The sequence below is a fragment of the Salisediminibacterium beveridgei genome (assembly GCF_001721685.1).
Lineage (GTDB): Bacteria > Bacillota > Bacilli > Bacillales > Salisediminibacteriaceae > Salisediminibacterium > Salisediminibacterium beveridgei.
Window position 1 is genome coordinate 370,891 of the sequence record NZ_CP012502.1, and the last position, 19,528, is coordinate 390,418.

Genomic DNA, 19,528 nt, shown 5'->3' on the forward strand with positions numbered 1-19,528 from the left:
TTCCAACATGATGAACATGACAAATGATTGCCAAGATGTAAAAAACCCGGTTTTTCAAGCCTATCTGAAGAGGTATGAAGAGATTCAAAAACAGACCGACGAGGCCATTGCCTCTCTTGGCATTGCCTTTGGTGGTCGGAGTGATGAAGTGAATCTGACCTTTGATGAAAGTGAGGGTGTTGTATCACGTAATCAAAACAAGAGTCATTATGTGAATTGGATCTCCCCTGCATGTATTGCCTGTCAAACGGGTGAAAAGAGTCATACATCGTTTGTATCGTTTAAATGCCACAAATCCTGTTATTTTTGCTTCAATGAGAATCAGGAGAATTTTGCTGAATTCCAGGTGCGGAATAATCATCCGGTGCTTGAACTTGAACGATTGCTTAAGCAGGGTAAGACGTTTGAGCATATTGCATTAACAGGCGGGGAACCGTTGCTGCATCCAAAAGAAAGTGTGGCATTCTTTGAGTTTATCCGGGATAATACACCAAAAACATATACCCGCCTTTACACGGCAGGGGATTTGTTGAACAACATGCTATTAAAGGCGCTCGGTGATGCGGGACTCGATGAGGTCCGTTTCAGCGTCAAGCAGGATGAGACGTCCAAACAGCATGAACAGCTGTTTGAACGGATGAGGCTGTCGAAGTCATATATTCCGAGAGTCGTCGTGGAGATGCCGGTGATTCCGGGTACGCTGTCTGAGATGAAGGCACTGCTTTTGAAGTTGGATGCGATTGGTATCGACGGCATCAATCTCCTTGAGTTCTGTTTTCCGATTCAAAACCCTGCACCGTTTATCGAGCGTGGCTTTAAACTGAAGTATCCGCCATTTGAGACGTATTATAACTACTGGTACGCGGGTGGACTGGCAATTGATGAAAGCCAGGATCTATGCAGGGAACTGCTGAGCTTCGCGGTGAAAGAGGATCTGTCCCTGGGTGTTCATTACTGTTCGCTGGAAAACAAGCATACAGGTCAGCTGTATCAGCAAAACAGCACAATCAATGACGATCAAGTCAGAACGTTTTCGCAAAGAGATTATTTTTTGAAGTCCGCGAAAGCGTTTGGTGAGGATGTAAACAAAGTAAAACATTATCTGGATGAGAGGGAATTGACTGGCTATGAATTACATCCTGATCATCAGTATATCGAATTTTCAGTTTCGTATCTTGAACAGATTCAAAAGGAGCTGAACGTGGAAATCGGTATAGCCTCTTTGGTTACAGAGCAGGATGCGACGGGAAACGTGTTCCGGGAAGTCGGAATCTTGCCGATTTAAAGGATAGTGTTCGAAGTAGATGGCATATAGTTCAAATAAGCGTATTCGCAGGAAAGCCCAAAGGTTTCTCAAAGGGCTTTCCTTTTTTTCTTTACCAGTTCTTAACCTCGATTTAACCTTCACTTGTTAAGATATGACAAAGTCTTATCACAAAGGCTTTTGATTCAGAGGGAGGAGGTATAGTCATGACAGAGAACAATGGACAAGGTTCATCAGGGCACATTGAAAAAAGTTCAACGGGTTTGGATTATAATGTTGCCGGCTTATTGACGTATTCACTCGGGGTGATTACCGGGATTCTGTTTCTGGTACTGGAAAAGGACAGCCGGTATGTCCGCTATCATGCGCTGCAGTCGATTTTCCTGTGGCTCGTCATTATTGTCATTAATATGTTTATTCAAATCATTCCACTCATTGGCTTTTTATTCTCGCTGTTGTTTGCACCAGTTGCCTTTGTCATCTGGATTGTTTGCATGTACAAAGCCTATAAAGGCCAATGGTTCAAAGTGCCGGTTATCGGCAAGATCGCTGAGCAGCAACTCGGGGATTTTAAAAACTGAGGGAATGCTCACAGGCAGCGCTTGAAGTGCCAGGTCTTGAGGGGGCGATTGTATGTCCGGGAAAATGAAAGTCTTCATCAGTGTGATTCTGGCGATGGGTATCGGGCTCATCGCGTACCAGCCGGTGATGAATTACCTGGTGATTCCATCTGCCCTCGACGATCAGTATCGATACTTTGATGAGTTGACCCGCGAAGAGATCACCGTCAATGCCGAACGTTTCAGTTCACCAGATCAGAATCAAGATGAGCTGCCGGACGACGAACGGTTTGATTTCAGCGCCGTGGAGAGTGTGGAGACCGAGGATCTGCAGGATGCCAAACTGGACCATGATGCGGTTGTCGGCTCGATTGTCATTCCGAGTGTGGACGTGGCGTTGCCCATTTTATACGGCGCGACCCACGACAACATGATGGTCGGAGCCGGTACGATGAAGCCGGGACAAGCGATGGGGGAAGGGAACTATGCCCTGTCGAGTCATGCGGTGCAAAATCCTGGTCTCTTGTTTACACCGATCCGTCATATTGAAGCAGGTGAGCTGATGTATGTGACCGATAAAGAACAGGTTTATGTGTACGAAGCCTCTTACCGGGAAGTGATTGAACCGACGCGGATTGAAGTGATTCATGATCAGGCCGACAGGCGGATGCTGACATTAATCAGCTGTCATGCCAGTGATGGATCGGACCGGATTGTCGTGCAGGGTGACCTGGTGGATGTGGTTTCTCTTGAGAACATGGATTCCGAAATGAAAGAGCGGCTGTTGCAATTGAAATGATGCCCTGCAATCATATGGCAGGAATTAAACTCCCTTCTTATCGTGAGAGGGGAGTTTTTTGACGTGATTTTAACTATTTTCGTGTGATTATCCTTTGCATCATCTGGATTGATCAACTGAAAAGGCGGTGTTGACAAAGAATACGTGATATTGATAACAATCTGAAAAATTAGAATATCTATTAATAAAATCATAGAATTTAACCTTGATTTAACCTCTAATTGATAAGATTTGAAATTGAAAGAGTAAATACCATTTTAAGAAAGGGGTTGTGTACCATTGGAGACTCGCAGGGATCAACGGAAGTCCAGGCACTTCAGAAGGGGTTTAAAGCAGAAATCCGCTATCATTCTATTCTGTCTGGCACTCACATTCAGTCCGTACAGCATTGTTGCTGAAGGGGACGATGACAGAGAACCGGACGATCAGACCACTGAAGAAGTCGCCGAAGGTTCAGATGATCAAGACGAAGCCAATGACTTAGAGGAAAACACGACAGAAGATGAAAGTAACCGTGAAGAAGAATCAGATGACAGTGATGCAGTTGCAGAAGCTGAAGATGAAGGTAATGTTGAGGAAAGCTCAAACAACGAATCCGAAGCAACCGAGGAAGAGTCAAATGAATCTGATGATTCAAATAAAGAAGAGGAAAAAGATGCGGATTCAGGAAATGAATCTGAAACAAGTGAAATCAATACAGCTGAGTCTGAGAATGCAAATAAAGAAGACTATGAAAAGGCAACAGAAGCCTCTGATCAGGAAGCTGATTCTTCAGAAGAAAGCACTGAAGAAGAGGACGACGTGAAGGAAGAGAAATCTGAAGGAACGGAAAAAGAAGCAAGAGAGGAAGATTCAGGAGAAGACGCAAGTGAAGAAACGGCAACAGAGGAAGAAACCATTACTGAAATCGTCCTGATGGCTGAAGGCGATTTTGATGATATCTTCGTTCCTTATGGCACGTCAAGAGAAGAACTCGACCTGCCAGAAGAAATTGTGGTTGAATACAGTCCATTTTCACTTCCGAATACTAGTGACATTGATTGGGATGATGGGGATCCGGAGTATGACGGTCATTCACCCGGACGTTATCATTTTACAGGTGAAACAAGTGCATTTACTGGACCTGAGCAGGAACCTGTTGTACCAACCATCACCGTCGAAGTGGAAGGTCTTGAGGTTACCTCCGTGGAATCACTGGAGACCATTGAAGTGCCTTTCGGAACCGGACGGGGCGATCTGGAGCTTCCTGATGAGGTGGAAGTGGCATTGTCCGATGGTTCGGACATGGATCTGGGCATAACCTGGGCTGAAAGTGATCCCGGTTTTGATGGAACAGCTCCTGGAGTGTATACGTTCAGAGGTGATCTGAGTCTGAGTGGTCCTGCTGTCAATCCGGATAACCTGCAGGCAAGCGTGGATGTGGATGTTCAAAACCCGACAGTCCAGGCTGTTGAAAATGTTGATTTTATTGAATTGCCTGTTGGTATTGAATGGGAAGATCTTCCCCTCCCAGATGAAGTTGGCGTCCAGCTTGAAGATGACAGTTGGCAAGACGTTCCTGTCAATTGGGTGGACGGTACGAACGGCAGCGAGTACGACCCTTATGAAATTGACACCTACTCTTTAATCGGTGAACTCCAGTTACCTAAAGGGATCGAAAATCCCGACGAGCTTTCCGCATCTGTAACCGTCTACGTAGAAATGACAGAGATTGTGGATGTGGAGACATTTGAGACGGACATGGAAGTGATGTTCGGCACCGCGAAAGAAGATTTGCCGTTACCGGACGAGGTGGAAGTCACCCTTGATAACGATTACACGATTGATTTACCGGTGAATTGGGGTGAAGGTGATCCGGAATACGATTCGGAGAGCCCTGGCACGGTGACGTTCACAGGAACGTTCGATGTACCGGAGGAAATTGTTCGCCCAGGTGCTGAATATGGCATGCTGTTGTTGCAATCTCTGAATCCTGATGAGCATATTCTGAACCCGGATGGCTTGACGGCATCGATAACAATTGAAGTGCAAGCTCCTTATATTACAGATGTTTCTGAACTTGATCCTGTGATTGTACCTTATGGGACACAGGCTGAAGATGTGCCTGTGCCTGAAGAGGTGGAAGTGACGCTTAATACTGGTGATACGATGGACCTTGAGGTCATCTGGCTTAGCGCCAATCCTTCTTATAACCCTTATATGCCGGGAACATACAATTTGACAGGTGCCCTGAATATCGGAGTGGAAATTTTATCAATTGAAAGCTCATCATTATCTGCAGCTGAATTTGATGCGAATGACATCGATCCTTCGATGATTGAAAATCCTGATGAATTGCCGGCTATGGTTGATATCATTGTTGAAGCGCCATATATCACCGATGTGGAAGATTTGAAACCGATTGAAGTACCTTATGGAACAGAGCGCGGTGACTTTGAAGTACCATCAGAAGTTGAAGTGACAATAAGTAATGGCAGTAAAGCGGAATTGCCTGTTACCTGGGTTGAAAGTAACCCGGATTACAACAGTAATATGCCAGGAGCCTATATGTTCACTGGAGAATTCAATGTTCCTGGAGAATGGGAAGATGACGAAATCCGTCCGGGTAATGGAGATGTGCGTCCTGCCATGATTGAAGAGGAGAGCAACATCCTTGAAGTGTTAACGAATCCGGAAGGTCTCTCGGCCATGCAGCCGGTATTCGTTTTACCGCCATATCTCACAGACGTGGAAGAACTGGATCCAATTGAAGTACCTTATGGAACTGAAGAGGAAGATCTTCCAGTTCCGGACGAGGTGGAAGTGACTTTGAGTGACGGCAGTACAACTCATTTACCTGTAACCTGGGAGGGAAGCGATCCGGATTATGACGGACAAACTCCTGGTGAGTATGATTTCACAGGTACCTTCGCTATTCCTGAGGAATGGGAAGATACACTGGACGAAGGAGATGTACGTCTTGCTCAGGTGCAAAGTGATGTGGATATCGTTGACGTTGCAATAAATCCAGAAGGTTTGACAGCGTCGGTCACGGTTCATGTCCTTGATCCGCTGCCGGTTGCAGTAGAGGAATTTGATGCCATTGAAGTACCGCATGGCACCGAAGAAGAGGATCTGGAACTTCCTGAAGAAGCGATGATCACTTATGAAGACGATTCCGAACAGGCCTATGCTGTGGAGTGGGTATCCTCGGATCCTGACTATGATGGGGATTCCGAAGGGACTTATACGTTCACGGGGATGCTTCAGGATCGTGAAACAGACGAATTTAGTGAAGTGACAATTGATGTCATTGTTCTTCCGGCAGAAAAAGAGGAAGAGATGACCGAAGAAAAAGAACCTGAAGAGGCCTTGCCACAGACCAATCAGAACATGAATATGAGTTTGTATCTGGCAGGTGCACTCTTTATCCTGCTGGCAGCTGGACTGGCTGTTCGAAATCGCAGAACCGGCACAGCAAATGAATAATCAGTAACGGAATAAAAGCGAATCGGCTCCGTCTGGATATCAGCCGGGGTCGATTTGACGTTAAAGATAAAAATCAAATAAATTTCAAAAATATTCAGGGAATTTTACGTGAATTTAACCTTCAACTGTTAATCTTTTGAAAAGGTCTATATGAAGAAAGGGGTTGTTTAACATTGAAGAATCAGAGTCAAAAGCGAAAAGCAAGACGATTCAGAAAAGGCTTGAAACAGAAATCAACAATTCTCTTATTCTGTCTGGCACTCACATTCAGTCCTTACAGCATCGTTGCTGAAGGGAAGAATGGCGATGAATCGGATGAGAAGGTCACCGAAGAAGTCACTGAAGAGGCTGAAAATCAAGAAGAAGCTGCGAACAGTGAAGAAGTTGAAGAAGAGAGCAGTCGTGAGGAAGAACAAGAAGAGATTGATGAAACAGCTGAAGAGGATGAAGGAGTGACGGAAGAAGAAGGTGAAGGAACTGAAGAAGAATCAGATGATGAAACTGAAGGGGATCAGGAAGAAACCACCCATCCAGAGGATGATCAAAAAGAAGAGAATGAAGATTCTATAGAAAAAACGGAGCACAAAGAGGGTTCCTCAGAAGATGGAACAAATGAAGAGGATGAATCCTCAAATACATCAACGACGAAAGAAGACGGAAAAAAGAATGATGAAAAATCATCTGGGGATGAAGGTGCATCATCAAGTTCAGCAAGCGAACCTGAAGTGAATGATGAAGGTGGTTCAACGGTCATCAATCCGAATGATCTTGTTGTCAGTTATGGTACTGCCAGAGAAGATCTTTCACTGCCTGAACGGGTGACCGTTGATCTTACAAACGATCAATACAGATCTGTTGAAGTGGAATGGGATGATGGTGAACCTGATTATGATGGGTTTACACCAGGAACCTACCAATTCACGGGAGAAGTTCAGTTTTATACAATGAAAGCGACAATGAACGTCGAAGTGGCAGAACCTGTGATCACAGGTGTTGATGAACAGGACCCGGTTTATGTGTCCAGTGGTATTGAATTCGCCGACCTGCCACTCCCTGATGTGGTCGATGTCGAACTGGAAGATGGAAGTCGTGAAGAGGTAAAGGTGACATGGGAAGAAGGAACGAACGGGGAATCTTTTTATCCTGAAGTCCCTGGTGTTTATAACATCATCGGACAACTTGAATTGCCTGATGGAATGGAAAATCCTGATCAAGTTTCCGCATCCATCAGCGTTGTGGTGGAATATGTGGATATTGTTGATGTGGAAGAGTTCCAGATTCCGACAGCGGTGAACTACGGAACTGAAAGGCAGGATCTGCCACTGCCGGGAGAAGTGGAAGTAACCCTGGGGAACGGCGAAGAAGTGCCACTTACGGTCACCTGGGAGGAGTCTGAAGGTCAGCCGGAATATGATGGTGAGCGTCGGGGTTCGATTCTCTTTACCGGAACCTTTGATGTCCCGGTAAATCCGGAGAGTGATCAAGGCATGATGAATCAGTCAAATGCTTATGCGGGTGAATACGTGTTTAACCCAAGGGAGTTAGCGGCAGAATTCACGATTATTGTGAATCCCCCGACGATTCTCAGTGTGATTGAACCTGACCCTGTTGATATCCCATACGGGACAGAAAAAGAAGATACGCACTTACCGGATGAGGTGGAAGTGATCTTATGGGATGAAAACCATATGTTTCTTGATGTCATCTGGTGGGCATCCGATTCTGAAACCGACTTTGATCCCTTTACGCCTGGCGAGTATGAAGTGACAGGAAGGTTCCTTCAGGAGGAGATCGGAGCAGCGTCTGTTCAGTCAATGGACAGAGGAGCGTTTCCGGATTATGAAGGACTGATTTTAAATCCTTCAGGTATTGATCCGGTGGTGACGCTGATTGTTCAGGCTCCGGAAGTTACGGATGTGGTGGATCCCGATCCGTTACGTGTCGGCTATGGAACAGAACTGGGTGATGTTCCGTTGCCGGAAGAGCTTGACGTGACGCTCAATGATGGAACCAGTATTGACGTTCCTGTGACCTGGGAAGAAGGCGATCCTGCCTATGACGGGGAAACCCCAGGGGATTACGCATTTACAGGCACACTGGAAGTGAACACGCCTGAGCGTAACGGCAATGAAGTCGTTCTTGCTGAAGATGAAACGCTGCTTGATCTGGTCACGAACCCGGATGGAATGACAGCGGATCTCACAGTGACCGTTGATGAACCGATGCCGGTAGCGGTGGAACAGTTTGATCCAATGGAAGTCCCGTTTGGCACATTGGAAAGCGAACTGGACCTGCCGGAAGAAGGAACGGTTTCATTTGAAGATGATTCAGAAGAAGTTTTTGCCATCGAATGGACTGAATCCGATCCTGAATATGATGGTGAACGGGGCGGAACGTATCTGTTCAGAGGCATTCTTCAGGACGGCATCGGGGATGAATTCAGTGAAGTGAGCATTGAAGTGATCGTCCTTGAGGAAGAAGTGGATGAAGACCCGGGTGCAACCGAACCGGATGAGCCAAAACCGGATGAACCGGAGGAGAAAGAAGAGAACGAAGAGAAAGACGAATCCAAAGAGAAGGTTGAAGAGAAAGAGGAAGATAAGGATGAAACCTTGCCACAGACCAATCAGAACATGAATATGAGTCTGTATCTGGCGGGTGCACTCTTTATCCTGCTGGCAGTTGGACTGGCTGTTCGAAATCGGAAAACAGGAACAGTAAATGAATAATCGGTGAATGAAAGAAACCAAACCGGCTCCGCCTGCTCATCAGGCGGAGCCGGTTTGGTTTTTCAGATAAAAAACAAAATAAATTGATTAATTATTCAGGAAATTTTACGTTGATTTAACCTTTAATTGTTAATCTAGGGAGGTACAAATAAATCTATCAAGAAAGGGGTTGTCCATCATTGAGGAATCGCATAGATCATAGGAGTATAAAACGTCGTAAGCGTGCCTTACGACAGAAATCACTCATCGTATTCTTTTGTCTGGCACTGACGTTCAGTCCGTTCAGTACATTAGCTGAAGATAACGAAGAACCGGAGGATCAGGGTGTTGGGTCCGAGAATACGGAAAATGCTGAAAATGAAGCAACGCAAGAGGAAAAAGTGAATGAAGAGACTTCTGAGGAAGAAAAAGAAAACCAGGAGTCAACAGATCATAATGAAGAAGAAGCAGAGGAAGAAGCTCCGGAAGAAGAGAATCTGAATGCTGAAGATAGTGAGGAATCTGAAGAAGCCGTAAAGGAAAACAAAACGGATGCAGATGATACATCCGGTTCTGAATCCCATGTTTCAGAGGATGCTGTGGAAGAGGAATCCGGAAATGAAACAGATGCAGACGAAGGAGAAACTTCTGGAAGTGAAGGGTCAAATGAAGAGGACTCAAGCGAATCGGCATCTGACGCGGATGAAACGGAAGATAATCAGGAAAGTAGCACGGAAAACGATGAAGTAATAAACGAAGAAAACATGGATAGCGAAGAGGAAACATCATCGGACAAAGATCAGGAAGATAAAGTAGAAGGCGACCAGAAAGAAGAAACCAACGCTTTCAGTACTGCTTCGGACAATCCTGTTGAACTCCTCTCAGACAGTGATTTTGAGGGTGTTCAAAACGGCGATGGGACATATACCATAACTGATTATACCGGATCCGATACAGATATTGTCATTCCGGAGGAGTTGGAAGGTCATACAGTAACGATTATTGGTGAAAATGCTTTTCGGGAAAAGGATCTTACTGATGTGGAACTGCCTGAATCACTTGTAACGATTGAAGTGCGGGGATTTTACGGAAATCATCTCAGTGACATCGTGATTCCGGACGCCGTTGAGGAGATTGATCACAGGGCATTTCAAATGAATGAATTGACCACTGTAGTTCTCCCTGACAGTTTAAGTGAAATGGGCTCATTCGTGTTCCTGGATAATCAGATATCAGCTATTACTTTTGGGAACGGATTGACAGAGATACCAAGAAGTACATTCCAAAACAATGCATTAACCGAAGTCGACATCCCCGAGGGAGTTGAGGAACTCGGCTGGAACGCATTTCGTGATAATCAGATTTCAAACCTTGACCTGCCGGACAGTCTTGTCGAGATTGGATCTGATGTATTTAACGGCAATGAATTGACGAGTTTGCTGTTACCGGGTCAAATCGTCGAAATCGGAGACCGTGCTTTTCGGAATAATGACATTGACACGCTGACAACCGGTTCAGAACTTGAGGAAATCGGGTCAGATGCCTTTCAGTTTAATGCAATAACTGAACTGAACCTTGCAGAAGGTGTTACATTCATTGGGAATAACGCCTTCGAAGGAAACGAATTAACAGAATTGACCATTCCAGAGAGCCTGGAAGCGATAAACACAGGCGTATTTGAATCGAACAACCTGTTGACGGTTCATTTTCATGATGATCTCTGGCTTGTCGGAAATTCAGCTTTTGCGGATAACAATTTGACTGGATTGAGCATTCCGGAAGGGCTTGAAACAATAAACAGTAGTGCATTTGAAGACAATCAGCTGACAGAACTGGTCATTCCGGATACGACAGAGTCCATCAGAACGGGGGCTTTCCAAAATAATGAATTAACACAAGTGACGATTGAAAACCCATCCCTTGATTTAAGAGATGATGTATTCGAGGGAAACCAGTCAGAAGCCTCTGATTTAATAATATCAGGTTATCAACCATCAACGGCAGAAACGTATGCGGATGAGTATGGTCATACATTTGATGTGTTGGAGGTGTTTGGCCCTGAAGACGATTTCCTGTGGGAAGAGAACAGTGACGGCACCGTTACCATCACCGGGTACACAGGCAACTATTCAGGCGCTGATACAGATCTCTCCATACCTGATGAAATTGACGGGAAAACGGTCACAGCACTTGAAGAGGATTCATTTCAAAATGAGGACCTGACAAGTGTTGTCATTCCAGGTACGATTGCAGTGATCCCGTCAAGTGCTTTCAATGGAAATGATTTAACCAGTGTTGAATTTTCAGAAGGGCTGACGTCTATCGGGACATCAGCATTCCTGAATAATGACATTGAAGAAGTGGATATTCCGGACAGTCTGGAAGTAATCGGAGCATCTTCTTTTGGAAGAAATAATATTTCAAGTGTCCATCTAGGGGAAAACGTAAATAGCATTGGTTTCAGAGCTTTTTTCGACAACCAGATCGACAGTGCGACCATTATCAATCCAGATCTTGACCTGGGTAATAATGTGTTTGAAGATAACCAAACGGATCCGGAATATGTAATCATTGAGGGGTATACTTCTTCCACAGCAGAAGTGTATGCCGGTGAAAATGGTCATACCTTTGAAGCGATTCTCGAATTCGAATGGGAGGACAATGGCGATGGAACGGTCACCATAACGGATTACACGGGAAGCAATACCGATGTGGAGATTCCGGAGCAACTTGATGAGAAAGATGTCACAGTGATCGGTGATTATGCATTTAGTGATAAAGGCTTAGCAGAAGTTGCCATACCTGATACAGTGGAAGAAATAAAAGAATTTGCATTTTCAGCTAATCAACTGACAAGTGTTGATCTTCCAGATAGTGTGGTCGAAATCGAATACCGAGCGTTCTACGATAATAAACTGACAGAAGTTGATTTTTCAAATCAATTAACGGCACTTAACATTGGTATATTTTCAGATAACAATTTGGAAAGTGTATCACTGCCAGATAGCTTGGTCGAAATTCACACGAACGTTTTCAGGAATAATGAGTTGACGAGTATTACGATTCCTGAAGGGGTCACAGAAATTGCCAGTAATGCGTTTACTAATAATGATATATCCAGCATTGCATTACCTGCTTCATTAGAAAGAATTGAAAGTTTTGGATGGCATGCATTTATAGAAAATCCAATTGAATCTATTGAAGTGGATCAAAATAACCAGGATTTTAAAGATGTCAATCAAGCGGGGTTATACACAAAGGATGGAACTGCTATTGTCCTGGGTACAACATCCGGTGACATTGCATCAGAAGCAGAGGAAATAAACAGTTATGCTTTTGCTGGAATTGATGAGTTGACTGAAATCACCATTCCAAATCACATCAAAAATATTGGCTTCAGAGCATTTATACGCGGTGAGTTAGTCAAAGCAGACATTGCAGAAAGCGTTGATGAAGTTGGATTTGAGGCATTCGCGGAGAATGCGATAGAAGATGTGATAATCAAAAATGATCAGATGGATTTTGGTGATGATGTTTTTGAAGACAATCAAACGGACTCAGAGGATTTGGTCATACGAGGTCATGATCCGTCTACAGCGAAAGATTATGCCGATGCGTATGAACATAGCTTCGCAGTTTTACAGGAATTTGAATGGGAGGACCGTGGAGATGGCACCGTCAGAATTACGGGCTACAATTGGACGGACACAGATGTGACGATCCCTTCAGAAATTAACGGAAAAGACGTTACAGGAATCGGCTTTGAGGCCTTCAGCGATTCCATTTTAACGAGTGTTGAGATCCCGGAAACGGTTGAATCCATATCGCTTTCCGCATTTGAACGTAACGATCTGGAAAGTGTTGAGTTCTCTGAAGGGCTGCAATCGATTGGACCGCTGGCGTTTCAAGGTAACAATATCGGGGATCTGGAGCTTCCCGACAGCCTCGAAGGGATCGGCTTTTCAGCTTTTCTGAACAGCGGACTCACAAGTGTTTCTTTTGGAGAGAGCCTAGAAGTGATCAACTTTGGTGCATTCAGAACCAATGAGTTAACCGAGGTGACTTTCCCTGATTCATTAACGGAGATAGGCAATAATGCGTTCAGGGATAATGAACTGACGGAAGCGGATTTTCCAGATGAGATCGACACGATTGGAGATCGTGCGTTTCAAAACAATCAGCTGGATTCGGTAAGATTTATGAACCGGGATCTGGCATTTGGAGAAGACGTCTTCCTTGATAATCAGGACGACCCAACAGACCTGGTTGTTGAAGGTTACGATCCATCCACAGCAGAAGTATACGCTGATGAATACGGCCACACATTCGAGGTGATACTCGATTTTGAATGGAAAGAGCGTGACGATGGCACGGTAAAGATCACTGAATATACAGGATCGCAAGCGGACGTTACGATCCCTGATGAAATCGAAGGGGGTCCTGTTACAGCAATCGGTGAACGTGCCTTTTATGATATGGGGCTGACAAGTGTCGATATACCGGACACTGTGGAGCGTATTGAAGAAAGGGCATTTAAATTTAATTCCCTTGATCACGTCACACTGCCCGAAGAGCTGACCCATATAGAAATACGTGCTTTTCAGTCAAATGGCATGGAAAGTGTTACGTTTAACGAAAACCTGAAAGAAATCGAATCCTGGGCGTTTTTAGCCAACGGCATCGAAGAATTGGATTTACCTGAGTCGGTGGAAAGTATTTCAGGTGCAGTATTCCAATATAATCAAATTGAAGAAGTGACGATACCAGAAAATTTGACCACTTTATCTTCCGATGTATTTGGTCATAACCATTTAACCAGTGTCACGATACCAGAGAATATTACCATTGTATGGAATAACGCATTTTATGGCAATCAGCTTGAGTATGTGGAAATACTCAACGATGAAGCGGGATTACAGGTAAGACCATCGAGTGAGACAGATCCTGAACAGAATATCGATCCATTTAGAAATAATGTTGAGGATAGCGAAGATCTTGTGATTCGCGGTTACGATCCTTCAACGGCGAAAGATCTTACAGAAAATAGAGGATATTCCTTTGAACCGATCAATTTGCTGATTACTGCACCGCCGGTATTGGAGGACGTGGATGTTGTTTTTGGAACAGAAAAAGCTGATCTTCCATTGCCTGAAGAGGTGGATGTGGAGTTGAATGACGGCAGCTTCGATTCCGTACCGGTCACATGGGACGACGCCAAACCCGAGTATGATGGCGAAAATATAGGGGCCTATTCCTTCACCGGAACCTTTGATCTTCCGGATGACATAGAGAATCCATCTTCTTTTGGTGCATCCCAGGTGGTCCATGTCGTCGATCTTGAAATCATGGAAGTCACCGCGCTAAGTGAAATGACAGTGGATTACGGAACATCCATGTCGGATTTGCCCCTCCCTGAAGAAGTGGAGGTTCAGCTTTCGGATGAATCCAATAAGAATGTGACGGTAAACTGGGATGACGGTGAACCGGCCTACGACGGAACAAGTCCGGGAAGCTATGCCTTTACTGGTACTCTGGAAATGTCGGACGGGATGGTGAATCCTGAGGATGAAAAAGCGGCGATCACGATTGTAGTGGGTCCCGCAGAAGTGACAGGTGTGACGGAGCTGGATCCGGTGGAAGTGGCCTTTGGTACAGAGCGTGAGGACCTGCCACTTCCTGAAGACATTGAGGTGACCCTCAATGATGGCAGTACGCAGGATGTCCCGGTAGTTTGGGATGACGGGACACCACCGTATGATGATCAGCAATCCGGTGATTATGTCTTTACCGGAATGCTCATGCCTGAGAGCGGGGCAGATGCTTTATCAAGTGTATCGGCGTTTAGCGTGATGAAGCTGCTCGCTGAACCGGATATGATCATGAATCCGGACGATTTGCAGCCGGAAATGACGGTGACCGTTGAAGCACCGGTGATCACGGACATCGTGGATCCTGATCCAATGCATGTCGGCTATGGAACGGCACTGAGTGATGTATCACTGCCGAAAGAGCTCGACGTGACGCTCAATGATGGTTCGAACATTGAGGTGCCTGTCATCTGGGAAGAGGACGATCCAGCCTATGACGGGGACACAGCAGGAGATTACGCATTCACTGGAACACCGGATGTGGAAGCTCATGAGAATAACGGCAATGAAGTCGTTCTTGCAGAAGATGAAGCATTGCTTGATATGATCACCAATCCGGTTGGCCTGACAGCAGATCTCACCGTCACAGTATCTGACCCGATGCCGATAGCGGTGGAACAGTTCGATCCGATTGAAGTACCATTTGGAACACCAGAAAGCGAACTGGATCTGCCGGAAGAAGCCACTGTGACGTATGAAGATGGTACAGAAGAAACGTTTGCCATCGAGTGGAAAGAACCGATTCCTGAATTTGACGGCGAAACATACGGGGCCTATGCCTTCGCAGGTATCCTTCAAGACGGCATCGGGGATGAATTCAATGCAGTGAGCATTGATGTGGTTGTCCTTGAGGAGGAAGTGGAGGAAGACCCGGATGTCACCGTACCGGATGATTCAGATACAGATGAGGAGAAAGAAGAGAGAGAAGAAAAAGATGAGAAAGATGAGAAAGAAAAAGAAGAAACCCTGCCGCAAACGAACCAACATGTGAATGTCATGCTGTATATGGCAGGTGTTCTGCTTGTTGTACTTGCATTCCTTCTGACACTTCGAATGCGAAAAGCAGCTAAACCAGAATAATGACATGTGAATTGGAACAGCCGAGCCCTGACCCGTTATCGAAAGATGATGGGTCAGGGCTCTTCGCATACTTCTTGGAACTGTTTACGTTCTCTAAAGGAATAAAGGATAACGGCAACGAAGGCTTTCGCCATTCCGTGGCGCCAAGCCGAGATGTCTTCAAGTTTTAATCTGTCATTCATTAGCGGGCGGAATCGTTTGTGAAACCCTGTTGAAGATTGTAATTCGCGAGGCTTCAAGATATGCTGAAAAGACAAAAATATTTGAGGTGAATCTGGTTATGAACGAACCAAAAGAAGTTTATGCAATGCAATGTCACCGTGAAAATGATCAGCATGCGCTGATAGTAGCAGAGCTGATCATTTTCATGCAAATCAGCCAGCGGATAGCAAAATACTAGTGAGCCGGGGCTATGAGGCCTGTCCGGATTTTTCGTACTCCCCTGATCTGCATCTGACGATCAATGGTCAAGCGCTGGGGATCGCCGTCATCACGAATATCACCCGGGAAAAGGATGAGAAAACGGCTGAAGAGGTTCGAAAGAGACGGATCTACTTCAAAAAGAAGAATTACCGGGTATTGTGGATGATTGAAGAACGAACACCTGCGTTGGACGGGCATCATCAGGGCCTCTTTTTATGGCGCACTGAAGCCGAAGCGGCCAATAAAACCGGTGAAGATCGTTTGTGGGAATTGTATTTGAAAGGCCTGATCCGCGATGAACAGTTCTTTCGGTTGTATGACTTTCCAGTGAAAGCAGCGCATCAACTGGTCGATGTCCGCAGTCTTTGCCACGTGCGTTTTCAAAAATCGGGATCAAAGGTGCGGATTCACAGGTATTTGCGGGAAGGGATGCCCCGTATGACCCGTGTTTTTCACCTGGCAACAGGAAGTGAATGGCCGTTGACAGCTGTGTTGAACATAACAGATGACAAGTTGGACTGCGGTGAACCGGTTGAAGAGAAATCGATGAGGCGACGATTTTTGCAAGATTATGAACGACGATTGACAAAACGCAGATTAGATTGAGATCAACGCATCGGTTCGAAGCTTTTAAAATGTTGTTACAGGGATGTAATTCTTTGAAATACACTTTTAATCTCCCTATGATGTTTTTGTTATGAGATGGATGTTATTCTCACTCCTGTGTAGACATAACATTTATGTAAGAGTAACAGGGGGATGAAAGTGATGAAGCAGACAAAAGCATTGATCAGTGGAGCGGTTTTAGCAGTTGGTCTTTTGGGTTACCAGGGCGTTACAGAAGCGACATCCGGTCTTGAGAACGAGCGGGATAATGTCTCGGATCAATTGGAACAGGTGGAATCGGAACTTTCAGAAGCGGAGGCAGAACTCGCAGCGTCGATCTCGGAAGTGGAAGAAATAGAATCTGAGATCGAAGAGATTGAAGAAGCGTTGCAGCGAAACGAGGAAAAAGTAGCTGAAACGGAAGACGAGATCGCAAAAAAAGAAGAACATATCGCGGAACTCGAAGATGAAATGGCAGAGCTTGAAGCGGACATTGAGGATCGGATGGATCTCTTGAAAGAACGGGCAAGCTCCTACCAGCGTGACGGCGGACCAACCACCTCATACCTTGAAGTGATCATGGGAGCCGAAGGGTTTGCTGACTTTATCAGCCGCGTATTTACGGTGTCGCAGATCGCAAAAGCGGATCAGGACTTCATAGATGAACTGGAAGAAATTCAAATCGAGCTTGAATCGACGAAGGAAGAACATGAGTCAGAGCTCGGAAACCTTGAAGAGGAGAAGACGGAACTTCAAGGGATGGTTGAATACATGGAAGATCAACGGGAAGAACAGGAAACCCTGCAGGACGAGGCAGAAGCGATGCGTGCTGACCAGGAAGCGATGGTCGCTGACCTGACGGAAGACGCAGAAAACCTTGAGGCGCAGGAAGCAGACCTGATGGAACGGATCGAAGCGGAACAGGCTCGGATTGCTGAAGAAGAAGCACAGGCGGAAGCGGAAGCTCAGGCAGAAGCAGAAGCGCAAGAAGAGGCTGATCAACAGTCCCAGCAAAATCAGAGCAGTTCGAGCAGTTCGAACGGTTCAAGCAGTTCAAGTAATTCCGGCGGAAGTGGAAGTTCGCAGGCAGCCGCTTCATCAGGCGTCTCAGGGTCACTGGGGACCATTATGAGTGCGAGTCAGCAGTATTTCGGTAACTCCACATATGTATTTGGCGGTGGACGTTCAGCCAGTGACATTGCAAACGGCCGCTTTGACTGCTCCGGATTTACATCATGGGCGTTTGAGCAAATCGGTATCCATTTACCTGCATCAACAGACGCGCAGTTAAACGCAGGTCAGCGTGTTTCTGCCGATGAGATGCAGCCAGGGGATCTCGTGTTTTTCAATACGTATAAAACAAACGGGCACGTCGGCATCTACTTAGGAGATGGCCAGTTTCTTGGCGCCCAGTCCTCAACCGGCGTTGCCGTGGCGGATATGACTTCAGGCTACTGGGCAGAACGTTTCCAGGGAGTCGTTGTCAGAGTGAATTAAAACGCAAGCTAAAAGGACTGCTGAATTGACACATAATTCAGCAGTCCTTTATGCATGGTTTTAGATGATGGTTATCTGTCAATGCGCCGGTTGATCCGATCAAGAATTTCATCCCATTCCTCATCTGAATCTTCACCTCGCGACACGTTCTCCAATCCGATGGTGATCTCTTCGTTGACAGCGTAAAAACGTGGGCCGCGGTGCACGGATTCAATGGTCGTCGCAGCCTCGGCAAAGCGTTGTCCAGGTGACTGATCGCCGAAATAGCCCGCCATGTCGTTCAGCTCTTCTTGCTCATAGAGCGCGAGATTTGGCGGGAATACGCCTTGTTCCTTGAAGAGACGGAGTTGTTGTTCCGGTTCGGTGAGCCATTCCAAAAAGGCGTAGGTTTCTTCCGGGTGATCGGTCTGTCCTGGGATGGTGAGCCATGCGCCACCTTGGTTTCCTGCGCCTTCTGGAATGTGGGCGATGCGCCAGTTTGATTCGTCGGGTGCATTGGTTTGAATCTCATTTCGCATCGAAGCCGGTGCGGGCAATGTGGCATAGGAGCCCTCCTTCATTGAACCCCACCACTTCGAGGACCCGATCAGCAACTGATCGATGTAGCCTGCTTCCATCCAGTCTATGGTATTGAAATAGGCATCTTTTGCGTACGAATCGTTTTCGATGATGAGCTCATCGGCTTCGTTGAAATAGTATTCAGGTGCTTGATCACGCTTGGCGTGGTAGATCATCTCCGGGTTTGGCGCCATGGGTTTACCTGTTTCAGCGAGGATTGTTTCAGCCGCATCGGCGTAATCGTCCCATGATGCCAGGTGTTCATCTACGTCAGCCGGTTCACTTGGTAAGCCGGCCTCTTCAAAGACGTCTTTTCGGTAATAGAGGACAGTCGGGTCAATGGCTGCGGGGATTCCGAGTGAAAAATCGCCACTGACATTTGTACCAATGTTCCACACCCAATCCAGGTAGCGGGATTCGACGTCTTCTGCACCCAGGTCATAGAGGTTCATAAAGTGGTTCTCGGCATTTTTATAAGTTTCAATTTCCGTGTAATCAATCAAGACGAGGTCAGGGGCACCTGCACCGGCAGACAGAGCAGTAAATAGGTTCCGGTGGTGATCTTCAGATTCCAGGCGCTGGATCGTGACGGTGATGTTCGGGTTCTTTTCGACGTATTCTTCAACCAGCGGGACATAATCCATGCCGGTATACGAAAAGGTCAGCTCGATGTCCCGATCCTCATCACCAAACTGATCGGTGGCATCATCGTTGATGTTGTGGTTTGGATCCGGTTCAGCGGCGGGGCCGCAGCCCGCAGCCCCTAAACTGGCAGCAAGTGCCAGCGCGAATAACGATCTCTTTTTCATAGGGCAGTCTCCTTTTCGTGCATCGGTTCACATTGACTTCAGCTTAACAGAATCTGCTTCTTCTTTTCAATTCGGACGTGAGATGAACAATCCCCGGTCTTGTTGGAC

General features: G+C 46.0%; 11 protein-coding genes. 9 read left to right on the forward strand and 2 right to left on the reverse strand.

Annotated features, from left to right (window positions below; genetic code table 11):
* Positions 1-7 precede the first annotated feature (7 nt).
* The 6 genes from BBEV_RS01675 (at position 8) to BBEV_RS01700 (ending at position 15,527) form a co-directional block, all read left to right on the forward strand.
* A complete protein-coding gene (locus BBEV_RS01675) occupies positions 8-1,285 on the forward strand; it encodes a radical SAM protein (RefSeq protein ID WP_069363879.1) in 1,278 nt (425 codons plus the stop codon).
* A 185-nt stretch (positions 1,286-1,470) separates the two neighbouring features.
* Complete coding sequence (locus tag BBEV_RS01680) at positions 1,471-1,845, forward strand: DUF4870 domain-containing protein (protein WP_069363880.1); 375 nt, start codon at positions 1,471-1,473, stop codon at positions 1,843-1,845.
* Between the two features lie 52 nt (positions 1,846-1,897).
* A complete protein-coding gene (locus BBEV_RS01685; protein WP_069363881.1) occupies positions 1,898-2,623 on the forward strand; it encodes a class A sortase in 726 nt (241 codons plus the stop codon).
* A 279-nt stretch (positions 2,624-2,902) separates the two neighbouring features.
* A complete protein-coding gene (locus BBEV_RS01690) occupies positions 2,903-6,091 on the forward strand; it encodes an Ig-like domain-containing protein (RefSeq protein WP_069363882.1) in 3,189 nt (1,062 codons plus the stop codon).
* A 173-nt stretch (positions 6,092-6,264) separates the two neighbouring features.
* Positions 6,265-8,820, forward strand: coding sequence for an Ig-like domain-containing protein (locus tag BBEV_RS01695; protein ID WP_069363883.1), 2,556 nt, complete (start codon positions 6,265-6,267; stop codon positions 8,818-8,820).
* 179 nt (positions 8,821-8,999) lie between these two features.
* Entirely contained in the window at positions 9,000-15,527 is a 6,528-nt protein-coding gene (locus BBEV_RS01700) for a leucine-rich repeat protein (protein WP_069363884.1), read from the forward strand.
* 53 nt (positions 15,528-15,580) lie between these two features.
* Here BBEV_RS01700 and BBEV_RS17875 read toward each other — a convergent pair whose 3' ends face one another.
* The gene (locus BBEV_RS17875; RefSeq protein ID WP_267887772.1) at positions 15,581-15,709 is read right to left on the reverse strand and encodes a hypothetical protein; all 129 of its coding nucleotides are present in this window, start codon (positions 15,707-15,709) and stop codon (positions 15,581-15,583) included.
* A 29-nt stretch (positions 15,710-15,738) separates the two neighbouring features.
* Here BBEV_RS17875 and BBEV_RS17530 point away from each other — a divergent pair, with 29 nt between their 5' ends.
* The 3 genes from BBEV_RS17530 (at position 15,739) to BBEV_RS01710 (ending at position 18,053) form a co-directional block, all read left to right on the forward strand.
* A complete protein-coding gene (locus BBEV_RS17530; RefSeq protein ID WP_198155044.1) occupies positions 15,739-15,927 on the forward strand; it encodes a hypothetical protein in 189 nt (62 codons plus the stop codon).
* Positions 15,927-16,556, forward strand: coding sequence for a hypothetical protein (locus tag BBEV_RS01705; protein ID WP_069363885.1), 630 nt, complete (start codon positions 15,927-15,929; stop codon positions 16,554-16,556). Before BBEV_RS17530 ends, BBEV_RS01705 begins: the two co-directional genes overlap by 1 nt.
* Positions 16,557-16,718: 162 nt before the next feature.
* Entirely contained in the window at positions 16,719-18,053 is a 1,335-nt protein-coding gene (locus tag BBEV_RS01710; RefSeq protein WP_069363886.1) for a C40 family peptidase, read from the forward strand.
* Between the two features lie 71 nt (positions 18,054-18,124).
* Here the strand turns inward: BBEV_RS01710 and BBEV_RS01715 are convergent, their stop codons facing one another.
* A complete protein-coding gene (locus tag BBEV_RS01715) occupies positions 18,125-19,420 on the reverse strand; it encodes an ABC transporter substrate-binding protein (RefSeq protein WP_069363887.1) in 1,296 nt (431 codons plus the stop codon).
* Positions 19,421-19,528 lie beyond the last annotated feature (108 nt).

Bases quoted from the DNA above. Each gene is read 5' to 3' on its own strand.
- BBEV_RS01715 (WP_069363887.1), bottom strand. From the start codon at position 19,420: ATGAAAAAGAGATCGTTATTCGCGCTGGCACTTGCTGCCAGTTTAGGG.
- BBEV_RS01710 (WP_069363886.1), top strand. From the start codon at position 16,719: ATGAAGCAGACAAAAGCATTGATCAGTGGAGCGGTTTTAGCAGTTGGT.
- BBEV_RS01685 (WP_069363881.1), top strand. From the start codon at position 1,898: ATGTCCGGGAAAATGAAAGTCTTCATCAGTGTGATTCTGGCGATGGGT.
- BBEV_RS01680 (WP_069363880.1), top strand. From the start codon at position 1,471: ATGACAGAGAACAATGGACAAGGTTCATCAGGGCACATTGAAAAAAGT.
- BBEV_RS17875 (WP_267887772.1), bottom strand. From the start codon at position 15,709: ATGAATGACAGATTAAAACTTGAAGACATCTCGGCTTGGCGCCACGGA.
- BBEV_RS01675 (WP_069363879.1), top strand. From the start codon at position 8: ATGATGAACATGACAAATGATTGCCAAGATGTAAAAAACCCGGTTTTT.